Source organism: Streptomyces sp. DF42 (genome assembly GCF_058267695.1).
Window position 1 is genome coordinate 4,518,569 of sequence record NZ_CM177859.1, and the last position, 21,118, is coordinate 4,539,686.

18 protein-coding genes, 1 tRNA gene, 1 other RNA gene and 4 pseudogenes are annotated in these 21,118 nt (G+C 70.8%); 10 read left to right on the top strand and 14 right to left on the bottom strand.

Annotation, left to right across the window (positions count from 1 at the left end; genetic code table 11):
- Positions 1–338: 338 nt before the first annotated feature.
- Positions 339–1,589 (bottom strand): phosphoribosylamine--glycine ligase, encoded by a 1,251-nt coding sequence (gene purD, locus ACYUED_RS20565; protein ID WP_491293734.1) that lies wholly within the window; start codon positions 1,587–1,589, stop codon positions 339–341.
- A 345-nt stretch (positions 1,590–1,934) separates the two neighbouring features.
- Entirely contained in the window at positions 1,935–4,208 is a 2,274-nt protein-coding gene (locus ACYUED_RS20570) for a DNA polymerase III subunit gamma and tau (RefSeq protein WP_491293735.1), read from the bottom strand.
- Between the two features lie 264 nt (positions 4,209–4,472).
- On the opposite strand from ACYUED_RS20570, the pseudogene ACYUED_RS20575 reads away from it, so the two are divergent.
- Positions 4,473–4,970: pseudogene (locus ACYUED_RS20575) on the top strand (histidine phosphatase family protein); the annotation flags it as partial.
- Here ACYUED_RS20575 and ACYUED_RS20580 read toward each other — a convergent pair.
- The 3 genes from ACYUED_RS20580 to ffs all read right to left on the bottom strand — a co-directional run bounded on the left by ACYUED_RS20580 (position 4,889) and on the right by ffs (position 6,212).
- Positions 4,889–5,266, bottom strand: coding sequence for a hypothetical protein (locus tag ACYUED_RS20580; protein WP_491293736.1), 378 nt, complete (start codon positions 5,264–5,266; stop codon positions 4,889–4,891). The pseudogene ACYUED_RS20575 and the gene ACYUED_RS20580 sit on opposite strands and share 82 nt — an antisense overlap.
- Positions 5,267–5,486: 220 nt before the next feature.
- Positions 5,487–6,062, bottom strand: coding sequence for a hypothetical protein (locus ACYUED_RS20585; protein WP_491293737.1), 576 nt, complete (start codon positions 6,060–6,062; stop codon positions 5,487–5,489).
- A 53-nt stretch (positions 6,063–6,115) separates the two neighbouring features.
- Positions 6,116–6,212: signal recognition particle sRNA small type (ffs, locus tag ACYUED_RS20590), an RNA gene on the bottom strand.
- 73 nt (positions 6,213–6,285) lie between these two features.
- Here ffs and ACYUED_RS20595 point away from each other — a divergent pair.
- Positions 6,286–6,370, top strand: a tRNA-Ser gene (locus ACYUED_RS20595).
- Between the two features lie 142 nt (positions 6,371–6,512).
- On the opposite strand, the gene ACYUED_RS20600 is transcribed toward ACYUED_RS20595, so the two are convergent.
- The gene (locus ACYUED_RS20600; protein WP_491293738.1) at positions 6,513–6,926 is read right to left on the bottom strand and encodes an arsenate reductase ArsC; all 414 of its coding nucleotides are present in this window, start codon (positions 6,924–6,926) and stop codon (positions 6,513–6,515) included.
- Between the two features lie 822 nt (positions 6,927–7,748).
- A complete protein-coding gene (locus tag ACYUED_RS20605; protein ID WP_491293739.1) occupies positions 7,749–8,039 on the bottom strand; it encodes an STAS domain-containing protein in 291 nt (96 codons plus the stop codon).
- 951 nt (positions 8,040–8,990) lie between these two features.
- Between ACYUED_RS20605 and ACYUED_RS20610 the strand changes: the two genes are divergently transcribed.
- The 3 genes from ACYUED_RS20610 (at position 8,991) to ACYUED_RS20620 (ending at position 10,940) form a co-directional block, all read left to right on the top strand.
- Positions 8,991–9,359 carry an STAS domain-containing protein gene (locus ACYUED_RS20610; protein ID WP_491293740.1) on the top strand — a complete coding sequence of 123 codons (369 nt, stop codon included), beginning with the start codon at positions 8,991–8,993 and terminating at the stop codon, positions 9,357–9,359.
- A 64-nt stretch (positions 9,360–9,423) separates the two neighbouring features.
- Positions 9,424–10,176, top strand: coding sequence for a GAF and ANTAR domain-containing protein (locus ACYUED_RS20615; RefSeq protein ID WP_491293741.1), 753 nt, complete (start codon positions 9,424–9,426; stop codon positions 10,174–10,176).
- Positions 10,173–10,940: an ANTAR domain-containing protein gene (locus ACYUED_RS20620; protein ID WP_491293742.1), complete on the top strand. Its 768-nt coding sequence runs from the start codon at positions 10,173–10,175 to the stop codon at positions 10,938–10,940. The genes ACYUED_RS20615 and ACYUED_RS20620 overlap by 4 nt, the downstream gene beginning before the upstream one ends.
- Before the next feature lie 6 nt (positions 10,941–10,946).
- On the opposite strand, the gene ACYUED_RS20625 is transcribed toward ACYUED_RS20620, so the two are convergent.
- Positions 10,947–11,432: a DUF5994 family protein gene (locus ACYUED_RS20625; RefSeq protein WP_491294345.1), complete on the bottom strand. Its 486-nt coding sequence runs from the start codon at positions 11,430–11,432 to the stop codon at positions 10,947–10,949.
- 163 nt (positions 11,433–11,595) lie between these two features.
- On the opposite strand from ACYUED_RS20625, the gene ACYUED_RS20630 reads away from it, so the two are divergent.
- Positions 11,596–11,847, top strand: a complete 252-nt coding sequence (locus ACYUED_RS20630; protein ID WP_491293743.1) for a hypothetical protein — start codon at positions 11,596–11,598, stop codon at positions 11,845–11,847.
- Positions 11,848–12,003: 156 nt separating this feature from the next.
- Positions 12,004–12,540 carry a DUF5994 family protein gene (locus ACYUED_RS20635; RefSeq protein WP_491293744.1) on the top strand — a complete coding sequence of 179 codons (537 nt, stop codon included), beginning with the start codon at positions 12,004–12,006 and terminating at the stop codon, positions 12,538–12,540.
- 136 nt (positions 12,541–12,676) lie between these two features.
- Here ACYUED_RS20635 and ACYUED_RS20640 read toward each other — a convergent pair whose 3' ends face one another.
- Positions 12,677–13,075, bottom strand: a complete 399-nt coding sequence (locus tag ACYUED_RS20640) for a DUF5994 family protein (protein WP_491293745.1) — start codon at positions 13,073–13,075, stop codon at positions 12,677–12,679.
- Positions 13,072–13,656, bottom strand: a complete 585-nt coding sequence (locus ACYUED_RS20645) for a hypothetical protein (RefSeq protein ID WP_491293746.1) — start codon at positions 13,654–13,656, stop codon at positions 13,072–13,074. The genes ACYUED_RS20640 and ACYUED_RS20645 overlap by 4 nt, the downstream gene beginning before the upstream one ends.
- Positions 13,657–14,232: 576 nt before the next feature.
- Between ACYUED_RS20645 and ACYUED_RS20650 the strand changes: the two are divergent.
- Positions 14,233–14,430 (top strand): annotated as a pseudogene (locus ACYUED_RS20650) (DUF5994 family protein); the annotation flags it as partial.
- 203 nt (positions 14,431–14,633) lie between these two features.
- On the opposite strand, the gene ACYUED_RS20655 reads toward ACYUED_RS20650, so the two are convergent.
- The 3 genes from ACYUED_RS20655 to ACYUED_RS20665 all read right to left on the bottom strand — a co-directional run bounded on the left by ACYUED_RS20655 (position 14,634) and on the right by ACYUED_RS20665 (position 17,463).
- Positions 14,634–15,827: a PP2C family protein-serine/threonine phosphatase gene (locus tag ACYUED_RS20655; protein WP_491293747.1), complete on the bottom strand. Its 1,194-nt coding sequence runs from the start codon at positions 15,825–15,827 to the stop codon at positions 14,634–14,636.
- A gap of 74 nt (positions 15,828–15,901) precedes the next feature.
- Positions 15,902–16,372 carry a DUF5994 family protein gene (locus ACYUED_RS20660; protein ID WP_491293748.1) on the bottom strand — a complete coding sequence of 157 codons (471 nt, stop codon included), beginning with the start codon at positions 16,370–16,372 and terminating at the stop codon, positions 15,902–15,904.
- A 134-nt stretch (positions 16,373–16,506) separates the two neighbouring features.
- The gene (locus ACYUED_RS20665) at positions 16,507–17,463 is read right to left on the bottom strand and encodes an STAS domain-containing protein (RefSeq protein ID WP_491293749.1); all 957 of its coding nucleotides are present in this window, start codon (positions 17,461–17,463) and stop codon (positions 16,507–16,509) included.
- A 437-nt stretch (positions 17,464–17,900) separates the two neighbouring features.
- Between ACYUED_RS20665 and ACYUED_RS20670 the strand changes: the two are divergent.
- Together ACYUED_RS20670 and ACYUED_RS20675 are read left to right on the top strand one after the other, a co-directional pair.
- Positions 17,901–18,048, top strand: a pseudogene (locus ACYUED_RS20670) (HAD family hydrolase); the annotation flags it as partial.
- A 40-nt stretch (positions 18,049–18,088) separates the two neighbouring features.
- Positions 18,089–19,315 (top strand): annotated as a pseudogene (locus ACYUED_RS20675) (MFS transporter).
- A gap of 50 nt (positions 19,316–19,365) precedes the next feature.
- Here ACYUED_RS20675 and ACYUED_RS20680 read toward each other — a convergent pair.
- On the bottom strand, positions 19,366–21,108 hold the full coding sequence (locus tag ACYUED_RS20680) for a tyrosine-type recombinase/integrase (RefSeq protein WP_491293750.1): 1,743 nt from the start codon (positions 21,106–21,108) through the stop codon (positions 19,366–19,368).
- Positions 21,109–21,118 lie beyond the last annotated feature (10 nt).

Consider the following 21,118-nt stretch of genomic DNA (forward strand, 5'->3'; position numbering starts at 1 on the left):
CCCGCCACTGACATCGCAATGCCGGTGGGCCAACTGCCGGACCGCTTGTGCCGCACCCTAGTTGGGGCCTCCGCCCCCGTCAGCCGGTTGGGGGAGTGGTCACTCGATGGAATGGCTTTGGTCAGAGGTGGATGACGTACAGCGAAGATCAGGCCCCGGTTTTTGACCTGGATCCAAGAGGGGAGCTGAAGCCAGGAGGGGAGCTGGGGCCAGGAGGCCGGGTACGACAACAGGTCCCGAATCCGAAGACGGATCCGGGACCTGTGCGGTTCATCCGGGCGGGGCCGGGTCGATGGCGACGGCGGCAATGACGGTGACAGTGGCGGCGGTGGCGACCGTCAGGCGCCCGCCGCCTTCGCGGCGATGTCCGTGCGGTGCTGGGAGCCGTCGAGGTGGAGGCGGGCGACGGCCCTGTACGCGCGTTCGCGGGCCTTGGTGAGGTCCTTGCCGATCGCCGTGACGGACAGGACGCGGCCGCCTGCGCTGACGACCGAGTCGCCGTCGTGCTGGGTCCCGGCGTGCAGGACGTAGGCATGCGGGGCGTCCTTGGCGGCCACCTCGTCGAGGCCGGTGATCGGATCGCCGGTGCGGGGAGTGCCGGGGTAGTTGTGCGAGGCGACGACCACGGTGACCGCGGCGTCCTCGCTCCAGCGCAGGGGCTCCACGTCGGCCAGCGTGCCGTTCGCGGCGGCGAGCAGGACACCGGCCAGCGGGGTCTTCAGGCGGGCCAGGACGACCTGGGTCTCGGGGTCGCCGAAACGGGCGTTGAACTCGATGACCCGCACACCGCGCGAGGTGATCGCGAGGCCGGCGTAGAGCAGGCCGGAGAAGGGGGTGCCGCGTCGGCGCATCTCGTCGACGGTCGGCTGGAGGACGGTCTCCAGAACCTCTTCGACCAGCTTCGGGTCGGCCCACGGCAGCGGCGAGTACGCGCCCATGCCGCCGGTGTTCGGGCCCTCGTCGCCGTCGAGCGCGCGCTTGAAGTCCTGGGCCGGCTGGAGCGGTACGACGGTCTCGCCGTCCGTGATGGCGAAGAGCGAGACCTCGGGGCCGTCGAGGAACTCCTCGATGACGACGCGCTCGCAGGAGTTGGCGTGCGCCTTCGCCGCCTCGATGTCGCCGGTGACGACGACGCCCTTGCCCGCGGCGAGGCCGTCGTCCTTGACGACGTACGGAGCGCCGAAGGCGTCGAGCGCCTCGTCGACCTCGTCCGGGGTCGTGCAGACGTACGAGCGTGCGGTGGGGACCCCCGCGCCCGCCATGACGTCCTTCGCGAAGGCCTTGGAACCCTCGATCTGCGCGGCCTCCTTGGCGGGGCCGAACACCGGGATGCCCGCCTCGCGCACGGCGTCGGCGACCCCGGCGACGAGGGGCGCCTCAGGGCCCACGATGACGAGATCGGCGCCGAGCTCCGTGGCCAGCGCGGACACGGCCTTGCCGTCCAGCGCGTCGACCTGGTGCAGCTCGGCGACCTCGGCGATGCCGGCGTTGCCGGGGGCGCAGTGCAGGGCGGTGACGCCGGGATCGAGGGACAGGGAACGGCACAGGGCGTGTTCGCGGGCGCCGCTACCAATGACGAGGACCTTCACGGGGTCAGCCTAACCGGCGCGGGGCTTGGAGGTTTGTGCGGGTTGCCGAGGGCGGGGAGGGCGGCACGCTGTACGTTCCTCCGAATCCGGCCCTGCTGATCCGGCGCCGCTGATCCGGCCCTGCTGAATCCGGGCCCGCGTTGATGTGGGGCCCCCGCGGGGCTGCGCCCCGCGATCCAGGCGTCGGCACTTGATTGAGGGGCCTCGGCCCAAAAGGCCGGGCGGGCACGCCGGACGGGCGTGTCTCCGCCCGCCCTGCTCTGCGTCTGCCTCTGCGTCTGCCTCTGCGTCTGCCTCTGCCCGCCACTCGACACCGGATGCTCAGCGCCGGCTACTCAGCCCCGGCTACTCGTTCGAGAACTCCTCCAACACCGTCGCTCCCAGTTCGCGCACGATCAGGTCGTGGCCGGAGAGGGCCGATTCGTTGAGGTCGGGGTCGTCGTCCTCGGGGGTGTCGTCCTCGGGGGCGACCGGGGGTGGGGGTTCCGGGGCCGCCGGCTGGGGCCCGGGAGCGGCACTGGGGGCGGGGGTGGCCGGTGCTGACGGGGGGGCGGGTGCGGAGGGGGCCGGTGGGGACGCGGGGCGCTGCGAGGCCGTGCCGGTGCCGTAGCCGCCCGGTGTGCCGCCTCCGCCGTGGCCGCCGTTGGCGGGGGGCGGGGCGGAGCCGCCGGACGGGTCGACGATCGCCTCGATCTTCCACTGCACGCTGAACTGCTCGGTCAGCGCCTGCCGCAGTACGTCCTCGCTGCCGCTGCTCGCGAAGTTGTCGCGGGCTCCTGCGTTGACGAAGCCCAGCTGGAGGGTCGTTCCGTCGAAGCCCGCCACCTGGGCGTTCTGGCTGAGCAGGATCCAGGTGAAGCGGCGGCGGTTCTTGACCGCCTCCAGGATGTTCGGCCAGAGCATCCGCGGGTCCAGGCCGCCGCTCGGGGGCGCGTAGGACGCGGCGGCGGGCGCGGGCGCTGCCGGCTGGGGACTGGGCGTGGGTGCCGGTGCCTGTGCCGGTGTCGGGGCGCTGGATGCGGCGGGGGCGGCAGGGGGGCGGCCGGTGCCCGTGGGCGCCGCCGTGGGCCAGCCGCCGGGGCGTCTGCCTCCGCCGGCTGGAGCGGCGGCGGGCCAGGCGCCGGGGGCGGCAGCCGACGTAGGCGCCGTGGGTTGGGACTGAGGCTGAGGCTGAGGCTGGGACGGGGGCTGGGAGGCCACCGGAGCGGCGGGCTCGGGGGGAGCCGGGGGTGCGGCTGCCTCGGGGGTCGGCGGGGGGGTGCCGATTCCGGCGGACGGCGCGCCCGATGTCCGTACCGCCGCTCGGGCCGCGGCGGGCCCGCCTCCCGGCGCGACTGGCGCGACTGGCGCGACCTGATCGGCGGCGGCCGGGCTGGGGCTCAGGCTGGGGGTCGCTCCGCCGTGTATGTCGGGCCCGGGTACGTACCCCGTCGCGGGCATGGTGGCGCCCGCGGAGAAGTTCACGCCCCGCTCCAGGCGGTCGAGGCGGGCCATCACGGCGCGCTCGTCGCCGTAGGCCGCGGGCAGGAGTACGCGGGCGCAGATCAGCTCGAGCTGGAGGCGGGGCGCGTGGGCGCCGCGCATCTCGGTCAGGCCCTCGTTGACGAGATCGGCGGCGCGGCTGAGCTCGGCGGCACCGAAGGTGCCCGCCTGGGCCTGCATGCGCTCCACGACGTCGGCCGGGGCGTCGATCAGCCCCTTCTCCGCGGCATCCGGCACCGCGGCGAGGATGACGAGGTCGCGCAGCCGCTCCAGCAGGTCGGCGACGAAGCGGCGCGGGTCGTTGCCGCCTTCGATGATGCGGTCGACGACCTCGAAGGCGGCGGCGCCGTCACCCGTGGCGAACGCCTCGACGACGGAGTCCAGAAGCGAGCCGTCCGTGTAGCCGAGGAGGGAGGTGGCCATGGCATACGTCACACCCTCCTCCCGCGCTCCGGAGAGCAGCTGGTCCATGACGGACATGGAGTCACGCACGGAACCCGCGCCCGCGCGCACGACCAGCGGCAGCACACCCTCCTCGACCGTCATGTTCTCGCGTCCGCACACCTCGGCGAGGTACTCGCGCAGCGTCCCCGGAGGCACGAGCCGGAAGGGGTAGTGGTGCGTACGCGACCGGATCGTCCCGATGACCTTCTCGGGCTCGGTGGTCGCGAAGATGAACTTGAGGTGCTCCGGCGGCTCCTCGACGACCTTCAGCAGCGCGTTGAAACCGGCCGACGTGACCATGTGGGCCTCGTCGATGATGTAGATCTTGTAGCGACTGGCGGCGGGCCCGAAGAAGGCCTTCTCACGCAGCTCACGGGCGTCGTCCACACCACCGTGCGACGCGGCGTCGATCTCGATGACGTCGATGGATCCCGGGCCGTTGCGCGCCAGGTCCTGGCACGACTGGCACGCGCCGCACGGCGTCGGCGTGGGGCCCTGCTCGCAGTTCAGGCAACGGGCCAGGATGCGTGCGCTCGTCGTCTTCCCGCATCCGCGCGGGCCGCTGAACAGGTACGCGTGATTGACCCGGTTGTTGCGCAGCGCCTGCTGCAGCGGGTCGGTCACATGCTCCTGTCCGATGACCTCGGCGAACGACTCCGGGCGATAGCGGCGGTACAGCGCGAGAGACGACACGCATACGAGGTTATAGGCGCCCACTGACAACGGGGACCGCGCGGTTTCAACAGCTGTTATCGGCCGTCTCTGGGCCGTCTCCGGGCTTTTACAGCCACTTCATGGAAACGGGCCGCCCGCAGTTAAGTTGAAAAGTTAAGTAGAACGCGTACAACTTCGGACCCAGAACAACCCTGTCTGCCGTCACACCCCTCACACCTCGCCCGCACCCCCACGCACCCTCCCGCACTCCCCTCATCCCCTCACCCCCCACACGAGGAGATCATGCCCCTCTACTTCATCCGCCACGGAGAGTCCCAGGCCAACGAGCAGAACCGTTTCGCCGGACGGCTGGACGCCCCGCTCACCGCGCTCGGCCTGGGCCAGGCCGACCAGGCGGCGGACCGGGTCGCCGCCCTCGCCGCAGGAGGTGTGCGGATCGACGAAGTGCACATGTCCACGCTGCGCCGCGCCCAGGAGACCGCCCGGACGATCATCGAGCGGCTGCCCGAGCCGCCGGACCGGGTGACGGTCGACGAGGCACTCATAGAGCGCGACTTCGGGATCCACAGCGGTCGCAACAAGAGCCTGGTGAAGAAGAGCATCGGATTCGCCGGGTACACGGAGGCGTTCCACTCCCCGACCGGCCGGCCGCCCGGCGGCGAGACCTGGACGGAGATGCACGCACGCGTGGCCGCGTACTACAACGACGTACTGCTGCCCGCCTCCCGTGCGGGCCGGACGGTCCTCGTCGTCGCCCACAAGTACATCGTGGAGATGTTCGCGCTGGTCGTCGCGGGCGCCGCCCCCGACGCGTACCGCGACTTCAAGATCCCCAACGCCCGTCCGCTCTCCGAGGACGATCTGCGCCGGTCGGTCGCGGCCCCCGCGGCGGCGGGCCTGCTGAACGACCTCGGCGAGATCGTAGAGATCCGCCTCCCGCTGATGGTCGCGGGCGCGGCCGCGGCGGGGGTGGCCGCGCAGCTCGCGCTCGGGATACGGGTACCGTCCTGGGCGTTCACCACCGCCCTGACGGCGCTGCTCTCGGTCGGCTCGTTCTTCGCGATGCTGCGGGTCAATCCGCACACACTCCGCCGCCCGATGGCCAGCCTCCACACGGCATGGCCCCTGCTCCTCCCCCGCCTGGCGCTGGGCCTGGCCCTCCTCTGGACGGCCCGTTCGGTCCCCCTGGAACTGGCCGGACTCTTCCTCCTGCTGCCGCCCGCCCTGCTGGCCCCCACCCTCTCCCTCCTTTGGGGAGGCGACTACTTCTTCGCCGTACGTCACACGGTGGCCGCCTCACTGGCCCTGCCGGCCCTGCTGCTGACGGGCCTGGCACTGCCGGTGATGCTGCCGGGCGGGGCGACTCAGGCACACACGCTCACCACCCTCGAACCGGCACTGCTCACGTACGTGGCCGTACTGCTCGCCGCCCTCGTCCTGCCCGGCGCCGGCGCCCAGGTCCTGCGTCGGCACGATCCGATCCGCGCGGGCGCCCTCAGCACGAACTGGAACTGGCTGGGCGGCCTGGCCCTGATCCCGCTCGCCGGCCTGGCCACGTTCGCGCTGACCCCGCCGACGGGGCTCACGGCATCGCTCGCCGGTCACCTGCTGCTGGGGATGGCCATCACCGCGGCGGCTCTGACGATCCTCCGGGGACTGACGGCGCTGTTCCTCCGCATGCGCCCCCACGGCACCGCCCTCGGCCGTGACATGTTCATCACCCAGAACACACCCAACGTCTTCCTCTGGCTCGCCATGACCGCCATCCTGGCCCCGAGCACCGGGCATCACCCGTCGGTCATCGGCCTCGGCGTCGCGCTGGTCTTCTTCATCGCGGTCTACATCGACGAGCGGGTCTTCCTGCGCGCGCACCGGCGGGATCTGTCGCCGACGGGGGTGACGGCGGCAGCGGGGGCGTCCACGCAACAGAAGACCCCTCACGCACCCGCCAGAGCCGACCTACCCTTGCTGCCTTCCGGCCCTGGGGGAGTTCAGTCAGATAGCGCCGCGTGAGGGGCTGAACCCCAGCCTACCTGATCGCCGGGCGCCCGAACGAGTTCGCTAGCACCCTCCCACGTCATGTAATGTTCCCGGCGGAGGATTCGCCTAGAGGCCTAGGGCGCACGCTTGGAAAGCGTGTTGGGGGCAACCCCTCACGAGTTCGAATCTCGTATCCTCCGCCTCCGCCCATCAGGGCAAACGAAGGCCCCGACCGGATTTCGGTCGGGGCCTTCGTCGTGCCGTGGTCTCAGTTTTGGTCTCAGTTGTCGTGATGGGACCGAGGCGGACGACGGTGAACAGTGATCTGGTTCACCGCTGCGGTCAGTGCTGGACCGGTACGCCAAGTTCGTCGAGGAGCCCGCGGACACGGCGCTCGATTTCGTCGCGGATGGGGCGGACGTCGGCAGCAGTCTTGCCAGCCGGGTCGTCGAGGGTCCAGTCGAGGTACCGCTTGCCGGGGAAGACGGGGCAGGCGTCGCCGCAGCCCATGGTGATGCAGACGTCGGACTCCTTGACCGCGTCCACGGTGAGCATCTTCGGGACTTCGGCGGAGATGTCGATGCCGACCTCGGCCATGGCCTCGACGGCGGCCGGGTTGACGTTGGCGCCCGGGTTGGAGCCAGCGGAGCGGACCTCGACACGGCCCCCGGCCAGGTGGGTCAGCCACGCGGCGGCCATCTGGGAGCGGCCCGCGTTGTGGACACAGACGAAGAGCACGGAGGGCTTGTCGGACATCAGTGGTCTCTCTTGATCTCGCGCCTGCACGGCGACAGAAGAGGGCACGCACACATCAGCGGCCAGTGGTATCAGTCACCAGGCGCCCCGAGCACGTCCGGTGGTTGCTGACGTGACCCGATGAGCGACGCTCGCACAGGTGAGGCCACGACGGGTACGGGGGACCGGTCGCGGCCTCGTGCTGCTCTGCCCGCGCCGACGGTTGTGTCGGCCGAGGCCGTGTCCCACGCAGGTCATGTCGCTTTACACGGAGACTGGGCCCCAACTTTGTGTCGCGCCATGACGAGCCATCGTGTTCCTCTTCTGGCGTCCTGCTAGTGACGGATGTCACGGGAGCGGTGTGCCGGGACCGGTCGGTGACCACACCCGTGGCGCGTGACCCCAGCCGCCATCGGGATTCTGATGCTCCGCCAGGAACTCACCCATCGACACGACCACGTCGCGTTCCGCACCGGCCGTGGCCAGCCCCAGCCCGGCCACGGTCGTCCCGAAGGCTCCCAGCCCGCGATGAACGGAAAGCCGCCGTCCGGGTTCTGTGCGCGCAGCAGAGCCTCAATGCCACGGGACACCAGTGGGTCACCGGGCGAAACCGGCGAGCGGCGAGCAGTCCTGGCGTGATCTTGCCGGGTGGTTCCGGACTCTTCTTCGGTGTCCGGAACCACCAGGTCAGAGCCGATATGGCTCGTGACCCGGCCTTCTCCGTGATGGCCTGTGCGGCTCCGTCCGCTCACGCATCGCTCACGCAGAAGCGCCTGCCCGAAGGCCCCTCGCTGGGCCGGCCCAGGCCACCAGTGACCGGGCGTCGTCCTCCTCTCCGTCCTCCTAAGCCGCGGGGTTGTCCTCGTCGTGGAGCGGAAACACCTGCCGCAGCGGGCTACGCTCGAAGGCGAGCCGGACATTGGTGCTGGACCCCCTCAGGCTGAGGCTGCCCCCGGCGTGGTGGAGAGCCCGTCGCACGCCGAGCAGGACGTAGAAGCTGGCGTTGTCGCAGCGGGTCACCCCGCACAGCACCAGCGTCACATGTCTGCTGCCCTCGGCCAGCACGACGGAGACCAGGTCGCACAGTGCGGGGATGCTGGCGGAATCAAGCTCGCCGGACACATGCAGCGTCATGAAGAAGCACCGGCGGGCGGGTTCCCGTCGAAGGAGCAACCGTTGACCATCGCGCGGCCCGACATCCATCCGGATCACATGTCCTCGCGGTGAGAAGTGCCTCCGTCGTCCCACGCCCCGGACCGCCGGACGACGGACGAAAAGTCATATCGCAGCGGGAGATGAGATGTCCGCCCAGCAAGACCTCACGTGACCGCTCACCCGCGCGACCCATCGTCCGTGGACAGGAGTCCCGGACCGCATCCACGGCCTGGCCGGTCTCTCGGACACCGTCCACACGCGCGCCGCCCCCTCCATCAGCCGGCTCGCGGTCGACGTGCCCAGTGGGTCGCTCGCGGCGGCCATCAGCCACACGGCCGAGACAGGCGGTCTGCGGCGGGACCGCCAGGAGGTTCCAGCGGCCCATGCGGTACGCGAGCGGCAGCAGTCTGCGCGGGCCCTGCTCGAGCAGGGCCCAGAGAGGGGAGTTCCGGCGAGGAGGAGATCGTCGCAGTCAACACGAGCGCGGACCCTGCCCCAGGCCGACCGCAACCGACCCGGCATATTCGATCGCCGAAAACGACACGGGCGTGGAAGCCGGTGCGCGAAATATCCCCGGTAATTTCAGCGTACTCCCAAGCAGCCGGAACGGACCGTAGGGCCAAGGCACACGGTCCCAGGCCATCACCGCGTGGGCCAATGGCGGGCGCCACTTGATCCATGGCCCGGCCGCCGACGGCTCCGCCGCGGTGATCACTGGAACCCCTCGCAACACGGCTGGACTTGGGCGACGCCGGAGGATGCCTTTGACAATCAGTCAATAACTGGCGAAGGGGCCCGCTTCCTCACTCCCGGCAGTAGGTTGGCCGTACGGCCGCCCGTGACCCCGGCCCTCTCCGTGAAGTCCCACCCGCGCAACAGAGGCCCTGCGCAAGGCGAAAGCCACCCCGGTGGCAGAGGAGATGGGCACATATGGGCCCGTACCCTGACCTGTTCGACGAGTGCCGCATGGTCCGGGCCGGCGGCGAACTGGACCTGACGACGGCGCCGGCTTTCGCGCGTGACCTGGAGGACGCCCGCCACGGCACCGGCCGGCTGTTCCTGATCGTCGATCTGAACGGCGTGACGTTCATGGACGGCAGCATCCTGGACCCGTTGTGCGCGGCGTGGCGCGACTGCCGCGGGCGGGGCGGATGGGTTCGCATCGTCCATACCCGGCGGGGACCGAACCTGGTGTTCCGGGCCGCGGGTCTGCTGGAGCGTTTCCCGCGATACGCCAGTGCCCAGGACGCCTGGCAGGACATACCCGCGGGCTGTACGGCGACGAACCGACCCGCCTGATGTACGGCGGAAGCCGCGCGGCTCCCCGTCCCGAAGTGCCGCGGCCGACCCGGAGCGGTGACCGGTGATCAGCGACGGCATGGCCGATCTCCTGCGGTCGCTGCGTCTGGACGAGGCCGGCAACGCGGCGCAGGCGTGGACTCAGGCGCTGGGTGCCGCGGGCATCGTGCTGTCGCTGCTGCTGGACGAAGGCCGGATGGCCGAGCCGCTGTGGTGCCACCCCGAGCTGAGCGGGCGGTTCGAGGAGCTGCAGTTCACGCTGGGCGAAGGGCCCGGTCCGGATGCGGTCCGCACCGGGTCGCCCGTCGTGGAGCCGGACCTGGACCGGGTACGCGCCGAGCGCTGGCCCGCGCTGCTGCCGGCCGCGCACGAGTTGGGCGTGCACGGGGTGTGCTGCTTCCCGCTGGTCATCGGGGGCATCCGGATCGGCGTACTGACCGTGCTGTGCGACGGGAACCGGCGTATGAGCGAGCAGCAGTACACGGATGCCACCGCCTTGACCGCCGCACTGACCGGTGCTCTTCTCAACGAGGACCAGCGCGGAGGCCGGAGCAAGGACGTTCTCGGGCTCGGCCTGTTCCTGGAGCGGCCCTCGGGGCTGCGCCGCGCGGTCGTGCACCAGGCCACGGGAATGATCAGCGTCCAGCTGGGCGTATCCATGGAGGAGGCGTTGCTGCGCCTGCGTGCCCGCGCGTACGGCAGTGAGCGCCCTCTCGGCGAGCTCGCAGCGGATGTGGTCGCCCGCAGGCTGCGCTTCGACGACTACTTCCACGACGATGTGAGCGGGCCGTACACGCCCGACGATGGAAAGGGATGATCGGCATGGCCCGCGAACGGCGTGTGTCCGAGATCTTCGTGGAGGTGGCGGACTCCCTCGTCGAGGACTTCGACGTCATAGACCTGCTGCAGCGGCTGTCCGCGCGCTGCGTCGAACTGCTCGACGTGTCGGCGGCCGGGATCCTGCTCGCCGACGCACACGGTGAACTGCAGATCATCGCCGCCTCCGACGAGCACACCCGCCTGCTGGAACTCTTCGCGCTCCAGCACGACCAGGGCCCGTGCGTCGAGTGCTACCGCACCGGCACCGCCCGAACGAACATCGACCTGACGCGGCCGGAGGTCACCGCCTGCTGGCCGCGCTTCGCGCCACGGGCCCGTGAGACGGGATACGTGACCACACATGCGGTCCCCCTGCGCCTGCGCAACCGGATCGTCGGCGCCCTCAACCTCTTCCAGACCACGCCGCACCACCTCGGCGACGACGACATCGCGCTCGCCCGGGCCCTCGCCGACGTGGCCACGATCGCGATCCTGCAGCAGCGGACGCTGGAACAGTCGCACGTTGTGAACAGTCAACTGGAAACCGCGCTGACCAGCCGCGTCCTCATCGAGCAGGCCAAGGGCGTGCTGGCAGAGCGCTGGAACACCTCCGTCGACGACGCCTTCGAGGTGTTCCGGTCGTTTGCCCGCTCCCGCCGTATGCGCCTGTCGGACCTGGCCACACGGATCATCTCGGGCGCCTTCGACACCGACGCCATCCCGGCGCCCGCGACGGCCCGGCCCGAGGACCGCTCCGGCTGACCGACGTCACATTCCCTGCCGTGCCCGCTCGGTGCCGGTGTCGACGAGGATCTGTTCGGCCTGCGTCGCGCTGCCGGCTCGGACGGCCTCGGCCATGGCGGCACGCGCGGCGTCGGGCGTCGCGTGCGGCGGAACCACGAGGAGGGAGAAGAGGTCCTGCTCGCCCCGGGTGATGAGGACGGTGTCGTCGCCGACCGGAGAGGGGTCGATGCGGACGACACGGTCGTCGATGGTCATCCGCGTCGGCAACCCTTCCCAGGCGTCGGCGTCCAGGCCGACGCGGGTGACGGGCCCGAGGTGCTCGGTGAGTGCGGTGATCAGGTTGGGAAGCTCGGCCGCGATGTCGCGGGAACGCGGCCACCATGCCCCGTCGAGCACGCCCTGCCGGTCGTGTGTCGTCTCCAGCCGTACGACGGCCGTCCCGGGCCGCACGGCCTGGTGGACGGCGTCCGGCAGGAGCCTGGTCACACGCGGGGAGCCGGAGTCGGACATGGCACTCGCCTGCCTGCCGGGGACGAGGAAACCGAGTGAGCTCATTTCACGGTACTCCTCGTGCCGACGACGACCGGGAAGACCGCGCGGGCTGTGGGACACGCCGGAGTAGAGTGAAAGATCCAGGCCGTCCCCTACCGGGACACCGAACTCCGAGGTCGCCATGCAGTCCACGGAAGCACCCTCGGACGGGCACGCCGAGGTCCGCATCGTCGCCGCCTCGCCCGAGGCCGCCCGACGGGTCGCGGAGGCTCTGCGCCGTTGCTTCGCCGCCACCGAGCAGCGCAGCTATCCCGCGGCCACCGACGGAGGAACCCTCCTCGACCTCACCGTGGACACCACCCGCGTGGCAGAACCCGCACGGTCGTGGCTGGAGACCAGCCGGTCCACGGAGGACGGCCGCGGGCGGACGTGAGCCGGGACCGGGGAACGGTCCGCCCGTGCCTTCCGGGGAGTAGCGTGAAGTCATCGGGAGCACTTCGCGCACCGGCCCCGATGCCGGTGTCGTTCCCGGCGAGCGACGACACCGGGCGGCTGTGCGCGCACAGGGGTCCGGAGACAGGTTTGCGTGATGTCCGCGACCACCTCCCGTCCCCCGCTACGGGCCGTTCCCTTCAGGCCCCCGGCCGCGCGCCTCGCGCTGAGATCCGAGAGTCCTTCCGGCGGGCCCGCCCGGTTGGACGGCGCCTGGTGGCCTCGTTCACGTGACCTGCCGAGCGAACTCTCCGCCCTGGCGGACGTGCTGGACCCGCTGTGGGGGCGGATCACCCGTATCGCGGTCAACCCCCGCCACTGGCCGATCCTCCCGCCCAGGATCCTCGTCAACGGCCATGTCGTGAGGGTCGGTTGGTTCACCGCGGAACTGGATCCGCACGCGATCCTGCTGCTGTCCCGCACCGCGGGCCGCCGGGACCTCCTGGTCGTCCCGCCGGAGACCGGCGCCCCCTCGGCCGCCCGGCTGATGGCCGCCGCGACTGCGGACACAGGCTCGCCAATGACCGCCACCGAGCTCATGAAGGCGGAACGGACCGGCCACGGAAGCCCGGAAGCCGGGGCCGGCGACGCCTTGTCGTACGGCTGGATTCAGCAGAGCTCCGTGGGGATGTGACCGCCGTGGTCACAGCCCTGGCCGTGAGTACCCTGCTGATCCTGGCCGTTGCCGCGACACGCCTGGTCCGACGGTTCGAGGCGCAGCACCCGTCACGTACCACCCGGCTCGACCCGGTGGCACATGACGGGTCGCGTCACTCCTGACCGTCCGCCGCTGCCGCCATGAGCGGTTCCGCGGCCTCCTCGGTCGTATCCGGCGGCACGACCAGCAGGTCCCAGCGCCCCTGACCGGGCGCGAGCAGGACGATGGTGTGCGCGGCGGATGCCGTGAGGGTCCGGTGCAGCCGTACGACCTGGTTGGAGACGAGCATCCGGCCGGGCACCGCGGACCAGGTCGCCCCGTTGACCGTGACGCTGGTGATGTGGCCCCACGCGCGCGGCAACCCGGCGAGCAGCCGTGGGAGTTCGGCCAGCAGGTCGTACGAACGGGGCCACCACGCTCCGTCGATCGGCCGGGGCATGCCGCCGCGCGGTGCCAGGCGCAGACGAAGAACGGGATGCGAGGGAAGCGGGGGTTGCAGTGCGGTGGTCATGAGGGCTCCTGCCAACTGCCGTGCACGGACGAGTGGTTGATGTCAGGCGCGGCGGGCATCGACGCGGGCCGGACTCGGCCGACGTGTGCGTGCAGCAGCCCTCGCAACTGGCCGCGCAGGTGCGTGCCGTAGCGGTACGGGGAGTGCGGGTCGCCGGGCCGATCGGTGAAGGCGTGGTGGCGGCGGTGGGGGGCGACCCAGCCGATGAGGTCGCCCTGGAAACTCATCGAACCGGCCACCGCGAGCGCTATCCGCACGGGGCGGACGGCCCGGTAGCCGCCGTGAGTGAGACCGCGGTGGAAGCCGACCGTGACGCCGAGACCCGTGACCACATGGAGGACGAGCGCGAGGACGATGTCCGCGGGATGGACAAGACTCCCCCACAGCAGCCATCCGAGAAGGCCGAGCGCCACGAACGGCAGGACGACGATCACTGCCGTCACCGTCACGTACAGCCGCTCACCGTCGCGCGCGGGCGCCGGGCCGTCCGGCGGGAAGGGGGACTTGCCGTCGTAGCCCTGGGACGGAGGGACGGGATCCGACGCTGTGACCGTCGTGGACGTGGTCGGCCTGAGCGGCATACGTGACTCCTCGGCCTGGATGCGGATGGCGCGGCCGGGCTCACGGGCTGCCCTGTGAGGACGGGTGGCGTGCTGCGGAAGGAAATGTGGTCCGATGGAACCGAACACGAGGCGACGGTCCGGCCGGTCCGAGTTCCGGCATACGAGAAGCCCTCGTCCTCTCCACCGTACTCCCGCCCGTGTAACAACAGCGTCCGTTCGGCAGCGGCATCACGTTGACACGGGTCGACGCCAGACGTGGACCCGCGGCACGGCTCAGGGCCATGCCGCTCCGGACATCCGGCACGCCGCACAGGAAAGCGGCACTTGATGATGTACGACCAGACACGCGCCCAACAGCCCACGGACCGGGCCCGCGGCACAACAGGACGCCGCGCCGGCGACCCGGCACCGCTGTTCCCGTCGGACGAGCGGAACAAGATCGCCCGGCTCCTGGCCGGCTCCTCATGCGGCTTCCCCTCGCTGTACAGGAGCCCGGCGACGCCGGTGCTCGGGGTGATGGGGAGTAGCGTGGTCAGAGGCATCAGAGGCGAGGCGCGCCCGTGTTCGCTGCCGGATCCCGAACGGGTGGTCCTCATGACCGACTCCGACATATCCCCTGGTCCCCGGCATCTGCCGAGCGGCATCCGTCAGACGGTACGGCCGGGGTGTGCACTGCTCCGGCTGGAGACGACGGCATCGCGCGAAGCGGTTCTCGACGGGGCGTGGTGGCCGAGGTCCCATGACATCGGTGCGGAGTTGCCGGCACTGCTGGACGCGCTCATGGAGCACCTCGGCCCCCTGAGCCGGGTCGGGCTGGACGCCACGGCCTGGGAGGGGCTCCCGACGCGGAGCGTCAGCCGCTCACTCGGCGATGGCCCAGGCCGTCCTGGCCGGCAATGTCAGCTCTGCGGAGCAGATCCTCATCGATACGAGAGGCGGACAGACAGCGTCGGGCTGATGAGTCGCCCCGCACCGGGACAGACCCTGCGGTCCGGTCAGCCGCGCCACTCCAACAGGAGCAGCGTCGCATCGTCCGTGGTCTGGCCGCCCCGCGCCCGCTTGAGTGTGTGCGACAGGGCACGCGCCACCGCCCGGACCCCGCGGCCGGTTCTCTCCAGCCTGTTCACCCAGTCGATCAACTGCTCCTCCCCGAACTGCTCCTCGCCCGCCGCGTGCTCCTCGATCAGCCCGTCGGTGAAGCACAGGACGCGGTCTCCCCGTTCCAACCCCAGCGCACTTACCTCCGGCTCCGCACCGCCAAGGCCCACGGGGAGAGTCGTCGGGCCGACCAGTCGGCGCGTGACACGGTGGTCGCGGACGAGTATCGGTGCGGGGTGTCCGGCGTTGACCCACTGTAGGTGGCCCGTCGTCGTGTCCAGCCGCATCATCTGCGCGGTGACGAAGTGGTCGGCGCCGAACTGCTTCGCCACGGCGTCGTCCATGAAGGTGTAGATCTCCGTCAGGCCGGTGCTCAGGCGGCGGGCGTAGCGGTACGCGCCGATGGCCACGGTGGCCATCGTGGCCGCGCCGAGGCCGTGCCCCATCGCGTCGATCATGGCCAGGTGGAGGACGTCGCCGTTGAGCGCGTAGTCGAAGCTGTCCCCCGCCACGTCGTACGCGGGCTCCAGGACTCCGGCCAGGGCGACGCGCGGCATGATCATGGCCAGGGGCGGCAGCAGCGCCCACTGGATCTCGGCGGCCACGCTCATCGGTTCACGGCGTCGGGTACGGAAGAACAGGTCGGAATATCCGTGCTTGGTCACCAGCAGGTCGGCCACCAGAGCGGAGAGCCGGCGCAGCATGCGACGGTCGTCGTCGTCGACCCGGTCCAGCGTCACGGCCATGACGCCCACCTGGTCGCCGCCGTCGAGCAGCGGCAGGTGGACGCGTACGCCGTCGCCCTCGGGCAGCTCGACGGGCAGCGCACCGAGAAAGCAGCGGCCCGCGGCGGAATCGTCGATCACCTGGGGGTCCCCGCCCGCGAGGCCCTCACCGGGCAGGGGTACGAGCAGCAGCTGGCCGTAGTCCTGCAGCAGGATCTGCGGACGGCGGCCCCCCAGCCGCTCCATCATGTCGGCGACCAGTGGGCCGACGAGGTGGGGCGGAAGCTCGTGTGCGCGATCGAGAACCGTCCCGAGGAGCGCTTCCCCGAAGCTCTCGGAGCGGTCCGCGCGTGGTTCGGCCGTCATCCGCTCACCCGACGTGATCCACGCGGATACGGGCGGCGGTGGCCGACGAAAGAGCTGCCGGTCCCATCAGTCCATCATGGGCCGTTCCGCTGCCTGCCGCTCTCCTGGCCGAGGCCGTCCTCGACACGGGCGAGGATGCGCTGAGCCGACTGCGTGTTCCAGGGATCGGCGGCGGCCGTCAGCAGCCGACCGGCCGTTCCCGTCGGCTCGTCGGGCGGGATGACCAGCAGCTCCCAGCGCCCCACGGTGCCGCACTCCAGGGTGATGGCATGCGCTTCGTCGGCGGCGTCGCTCAGGACGACCTCGATCACGTGGTCGGGCGAGGACACCGTTCCCGGGGCGTCGGGCCACGCGGCAGTCCCCACCATGACGCGGGTGACCGTACCGTGGCCGGGGTCCAACGAGCCCACGAGGGCGGGCAACTCCAGCTCCAGGACGTCACAGCGCGGCCACCATGCTCCGTCGAGCGGGCCGTGGCTGGACTCCGGGGTGAGGCTCAACCGCGCCAGCGGCATCCGGTACGTGTGCTCGTCATCCGTTGGCATACCTTCGGCGGGCGGTGTGAGGGAGTCCATCGTGCGATCCCGTCCCGGGCAGTGAAGGCGCTGCCCTCGTTCGTCACTCGCCGGGAAAGGCGCCGCCACATCGTGCGCCCGACATGCTCTCGGTGTCTCCCAGGCTACGCCCGGCCCGGGCCCAAGGCCGGAGGCGCCGGTACAGGCGCGTTCTCCGGGAAGAGGACCAGCACGCAGGGTGCGCCCAGACCGGGCATCCCCACCATCTCTCCGCAATTTCGCCAGCCCCAGGACTCGAAGGCGGCCTGGCCGGCCTGGTCTGCCGGACGGATCAGGGCGACTCCGAGCGCGGTGTGCCGGTCGGCCAGCAGACGCTGTTGCAGACGGCGACCGATGTCTCGGCGCTGGGCGTGATGATGCGCAACGACCTGGGTGAGGAGCAGGAACCGGGCACAGCCGGTGAGCCGCTGGACGCTCTCCTGCAACCCCCGCTCCGAGCGGGCACCGGAACCCACCGGGAATCCGAAGGCACACCCCACCAGTACCGTCGTTTCGGCGACCAGCAACGCAAATCCGGGCCGTCGGGCGCTGATGGCAAGCCGCCCCAAAAAGTCGCCCCGCTCCCGGTCCGCGCTCGCTGACAAGCCCGCGACGGATTCCACAGCCAGGTCGGCGATGTCCTCCCTCAGGTCCTCCGACTGCCAGCGGGTCAGGCGGCGGAGACGGATCCCGTCCTTCACTACAGGTGCACTGACCAGGCCGCCGCCGCCCAGCTGCTCGTCGGCCGACGCAGACGCACCCGGCACCTCACTGAGCAGGGAGGCGGAGCCGGTGACGGCGAGAAGTCGGGTGATCTGCGCGCACGGATGGTGCAGCCGCACGAAAGCATGCGCCCGGTCCGCGTGTCGCGACGCCGTCAGGAAGACGTCCAGGCCCTGGGAGTCACAGAAGCAGACGGTGGCGAGATCGACGTCGATGCCGGTCACGCCGTCGCGCAGGCACTGCTCCAGCGCGGCCCGCAACAGGGGAGCCGTGGCGGGTCCGATCGCGCCGGCGAGCGTGACGAGGGCCCGCTCTCCCCGGTCACGCCGGTGGATGTCCAGCCGCTGCACGACCGTCACGCCGCCCCTCGGCAGGGAAACGCGATAACCAGGGAGGGTCGCGGAGTTGCTGTGATCGCGGTGGCCATGATGCCGACCCGTCTCCGCACCGTCCGCTCGGGCGGCCCGGGTTTTCGTCTCTCGCCGAGGACGACCCGACAGGAGAGTCGGAGTGCGTGATGCCCTCGGTACTTTCACCGTACGTCGCCGGCAACCGGGAATGTGGCGCCGGACAGACTCATCCGAGCCGAGCACACCGCCTGCCGAACGGGCCCATGGAGACATCCGCGGCAGACGGCCCACTCGTGGGGCACTCTGCTTGACCCCATACCTACGGGGTATCCACCGCCGCCGGGCCCAAGCACGTTCCGCAGGCCGAGGGCACATCCGCTCACGCACGGGCCTGAAAACGAAGCAGCGCCCGAGCCGACCGAAGCCGACTCAGGCGCTGCGTAGCAGGACGCCACAACCTCGACGCACTCCGCCTCGTACGCCCGGACATCGACGTAGCCGCCGAGTGGAGGGCTCGCGAGGCCGCCGGACGGGGCGAGACGCTCGACGAATCGGATCTCTACCCCCGACGTACGTGAAGCCCTGGCCACCCTCGCCTGTTCCATGCGAGGGATGTTAAGCAGAGAGACACCCCTTGAACTCCCTCACAACTACTGGTCAGCGGGAGGCGCGGTCATCAAAGAGACACTGCACGGTTGCCGAAACAATGTGCGCAACTCAGATCACCAGCTGGGGGATCGTCTACTACGCCCTCCCCGTCCTCAATCCCGAGATCACCGTCGCCACCGGCTGGTCGACGACCGCGACCACCGCGGCCTTCTCCGGCGCCCTGCTCGTCTCCGCCCTCACCGGGATACCCGTCGGCCGCGTCCTGGACCGCCGAGGCCCACGCGCCGTGATGACCACCGGCTCCGTCCTCGGTGTCATCGCCGTGCTGGCCATCGCCAGCGCCCCCAATCTCGCCGCCTTCGCTGCTGGTTGGCTGTTGGCCGGCCTGGCCATGGCCGCCACGTTCTACCAGCCCGCCTTCGCCGCGCTCACCCGCTGGTGGGGCGACCAACGCGTCCATGCGCTCACCGTGGTCACCCTCGCCGGCGGACTGGCCTCCACTGCCTTCGCACCCCTGACCGCCGTACTCGCCGAGCACCTCGGCTGGCGCACCACCTACGCCGTACTCGCCGTGTTCCTGGCCCTCGTGACCGTCCCTGCCCATGCCCTCGCGCTACGAGGACCATGGCCACCGGCCGCCGCGCCTGCCTCCCCACGGGACACCAATAGCGGGTCCGTAGCCCAGAGTCGGCCGTTCCTGATGCTCGGCGCCGCGCTCACGCTGAACAGCTTCGCCATGTACGCCGCCCCTGCTGATCGCGCGTGGCGCCGGCGCCACGGCCGCCGCCTGGGCCCTCGGGCTGGGCGGCGCGGGACAGACGCTCGGCCGCACTCTGTATTCGACCCTCGCTAGCCGCACGGGCGTCACCACCCGCACCGTTGCCCTCATCAGCTTCGGAGGGGCCACGACCGCCGCGTTCGCGATGGTGTCCGGTCCTTTTCCTCTCCTGGTGGGCATCGCGGTCGCGGCAGACATGGTGCGCGGCAACCTGACCCTCCTTCAGGCCACCGCGGTCACCGACCGATGGGGAACCGCCCACTACGGGCGCCTCTCCGGGCTGTTGGCTGCCCCAGCCACCATCGCGTCCGCTCTGGCGCCGTCCGCGGGAGCGGCGCTGGCCGGACCGCTGGTGGTCATCCCGGCCTGTTCGTCGTACTCGCCCTTGCCTCCACCGCCGCAGCCCTCTTCGCGGCCGGAGGGACACCACGCCTCGAACGGCAACGCTCCCGAAAGGTCGCTACGAGCCCGTAACGGCCGGTGGGCTGCACCGTTGCCGGTACAGCCCACCGTTCGCATCTCGGCTACCGCTCGTCGCTGTCGGCGTACTTGCCCGGATCCTTGGCGCGATCAGCGGCCTGCACACAAGCCGCCGCGAAGGCCGCCGCCACGGCCCCTTCGTCCGTACCGCTCACCCGGACGTCGATCTCACCTCCCACTCGGCGAAGGGTGCTCCACCGCACCACCTGGTCGTTGTAGAGGTCCGTCTCGAACTCCCAGACGTCCACCGACCACGGATCCGGACGAACGGTCGGCTCCCGCTCTCCACCCGGCAGGAAGGCGGCGTGGGCGTGATGGACGACGCGGCGGTCGGGAAGGCGGTCGCGGACAGCGCCCGGGCCACCGGGCCCCTCCCGCTCCCACTTCTGCCGGTCCCACTCCTCCACTTCGGCCGTCTGACCTGGCCGTTCGGCGCGCCAGCGTTCCACCAGGAATGCGGCTTGCCCGCGATCGTTGAACGGGAGGAGGTACGCGCCGAGCCGGGCGACGTGCACCACTACTCCCTCGGACACCCTGGCGTCGCCGCCATCCGTGGCGGCAGGCCACAGCAGTCCGCCGATCTTCGCCGCCGTGTCCCTCAGGACCCGACCGGTCAGGTGCTGGTAACGGCGGCGCATCCGCGCGGAGTTGCCGGGCTCCCAGCCCATGATGCGGTCGACCACGGCGTCGGGGACGCCGAGGATGAGGAGCACGGTCGCGGCGGTGTGGCGGGCGTCGTGGAGGCGGCCGTCACGGACACCGGCAGCCTTCAGGAGGTCCTTCCACCGGTGGTAGTCGGTGTTGGGGTTGAGGGGCTCACCGACCGGCGAGGTGAACACGTACCCCTTCTCCACCCACAGGTCACGGGCTAGGACCCGCTCGCGGTCCTGCTCCTCCTTGTGCAGCCGGAGCAGCTTCAGGAGTTCCTCGGGGACACCGATCGGGCGCTTACCCGCCTTGGACTTCGTCCCCTTGGTCTCCTTGCGGGTGTTGATCTTCTGCGGGCAGTAACCGGGCTTACGACCGCAGCGGTTTCCGCAACCGTGCTTGTAGCGGGGCCGCAGGCGGCTCTGCCGTACGCGGATCACACCGGCATCGAAGTGGACGTCCTCCCATTTCAGGCCGAGGACCTCGCCCTGGCGCAGGCCGAGTGCGAGGGCGATGACCCACCGGGCGGTGTTGCGGTGCTTCTCGGCTTCCAGCAGGAGGCGCTGGACTTCCTCGACCGTGTACGGCTCGACCTCCTCTTCCTCCAGCTTCGGAGCCTTGGCGATCGAGACGGGGTTGAGGGTGATGTGCCGTCGCCTCACTGCCTCGTTGAGGGAGGTGTTGAGGGTGCGATGGGCCTGGTGCGCGGTGCCGGCGGCGCTGCCGGACTCCTGCATCTTCTTGTAGAGCCGCTCGATGTGCTCGGGCTCCAGCTTCTCCAGGCGATGGGCACCCAGACCGGGGATGAGGTGGCGGTAGACGGCGACGCGGTAGCCGTCGATCGTGTACTCGCCGACGCTCGGCGCGGCGATGTTCTCCACCCAGTGCGTGAGCCAGGTCTGCACCGTCCAGTGCTGGCCGGCCTTGCGGACGCCACCGGCATCACGCTGGCGTTCCAGCTCGCGCACGACCTTGGTGACCTCGGCACGGGTCTTACGACCGACGTGACGGCGATCCGGGCTGCCGTCGTCCTTGACGCCGACGGTGACGCGCCCGTGCCAACGGCCGTCCTTGCCGAGGTAGATGGTGGAGGCGCCGTTGGGCTGGCGGGAGGTGCGGGGCTTCTTCGGCTGTGCCATGTGTGCCCCG

Coding starts and splice junctions, on each gene's coding strand:
- ACYUED_RS20660 (WP_491293748.1), bottom strand. CDS start 16,372: ATGCCAACGGATGACGAGCACACGTACCGGATGCCGCTGGCGCGGTTG.
- ACYUED_RS20640 (WP_491293745.1), bottom strand. CDS start 13,075: ATGACCACCGCACTGCAACCCCCGCTTCCCTCGCATCCCGTTCTTCGT.
- ACYUED_RS20610 (WP_491293740.1), top strand. CDS start 8,991: ATGGGCCCGTACCCTGACCTGTTCGACGAGTGCCGCATGGTCCGGGCC.
- ACYUED_RS20600 (WP_491293738.1), bottom strand. CDS start 6,926: ATGTCCGACAAGCCCTCCGTGCTCTTCGTCTGTGTCCACAACGCGGGC.
- ACYUED_RS20620 (WP_491293742.1), top strand. CDS start 10,173: ATGATCGGCATGGCCCGCGAACGGCGTGTGTCCGAGATCTTCGTGGAG.
- ACYUED_RS20645 (WP_491293746.1), bottom strand. CDS start 13,656: ATGCCGCTCAGGCCGACCACGTCCACGACGGTCACAGCGTCGGATCCC.
- ACYUED_RS20635 (WP_491293744.1), top strand. CDS start 12,004: ATGTCCGCGACCACCTCCCGTCCCCCGCTACGGGCCGTTCCCTTCAGG.
- ACYUED_RS20655 (WP_491293747.1), bottom strand. CDS start 15,827: ATGACGGCCGAACCACGCGCGGACCGCTCCGAGAGCTTCGGGGAAGCG.
- ACYUED_RS20605 (WP_491293739.1), bottom strand. CDS start 8,039: ATGACGCTGCATGTGTCCGGCGAGCTTGATTCCGCCAGCATCCCCGCA.
- ACYUED_RS20680 (WP_491293750.1), bottom strand. CDS start 21,108: ATGGCACAGCCGAAGAAGCCCCGCACCTCCCGCCAGCCCAACGGCGCC.
- ACYUED_RS20625 (WP_491294345.1), bottom strand. CDS start 11,432: ATGTCCGACTCCGGCTCCCCGCGTGTGACCAGGCTCCTGCCGGACGCC.
- ACYUED_RS20630 (WP_491293743.1), top strand. CDS start 11,596: ATGCAGTCCACGGAAGCACCCTCGGACGGGCACGCCGAGGTCCGCATC.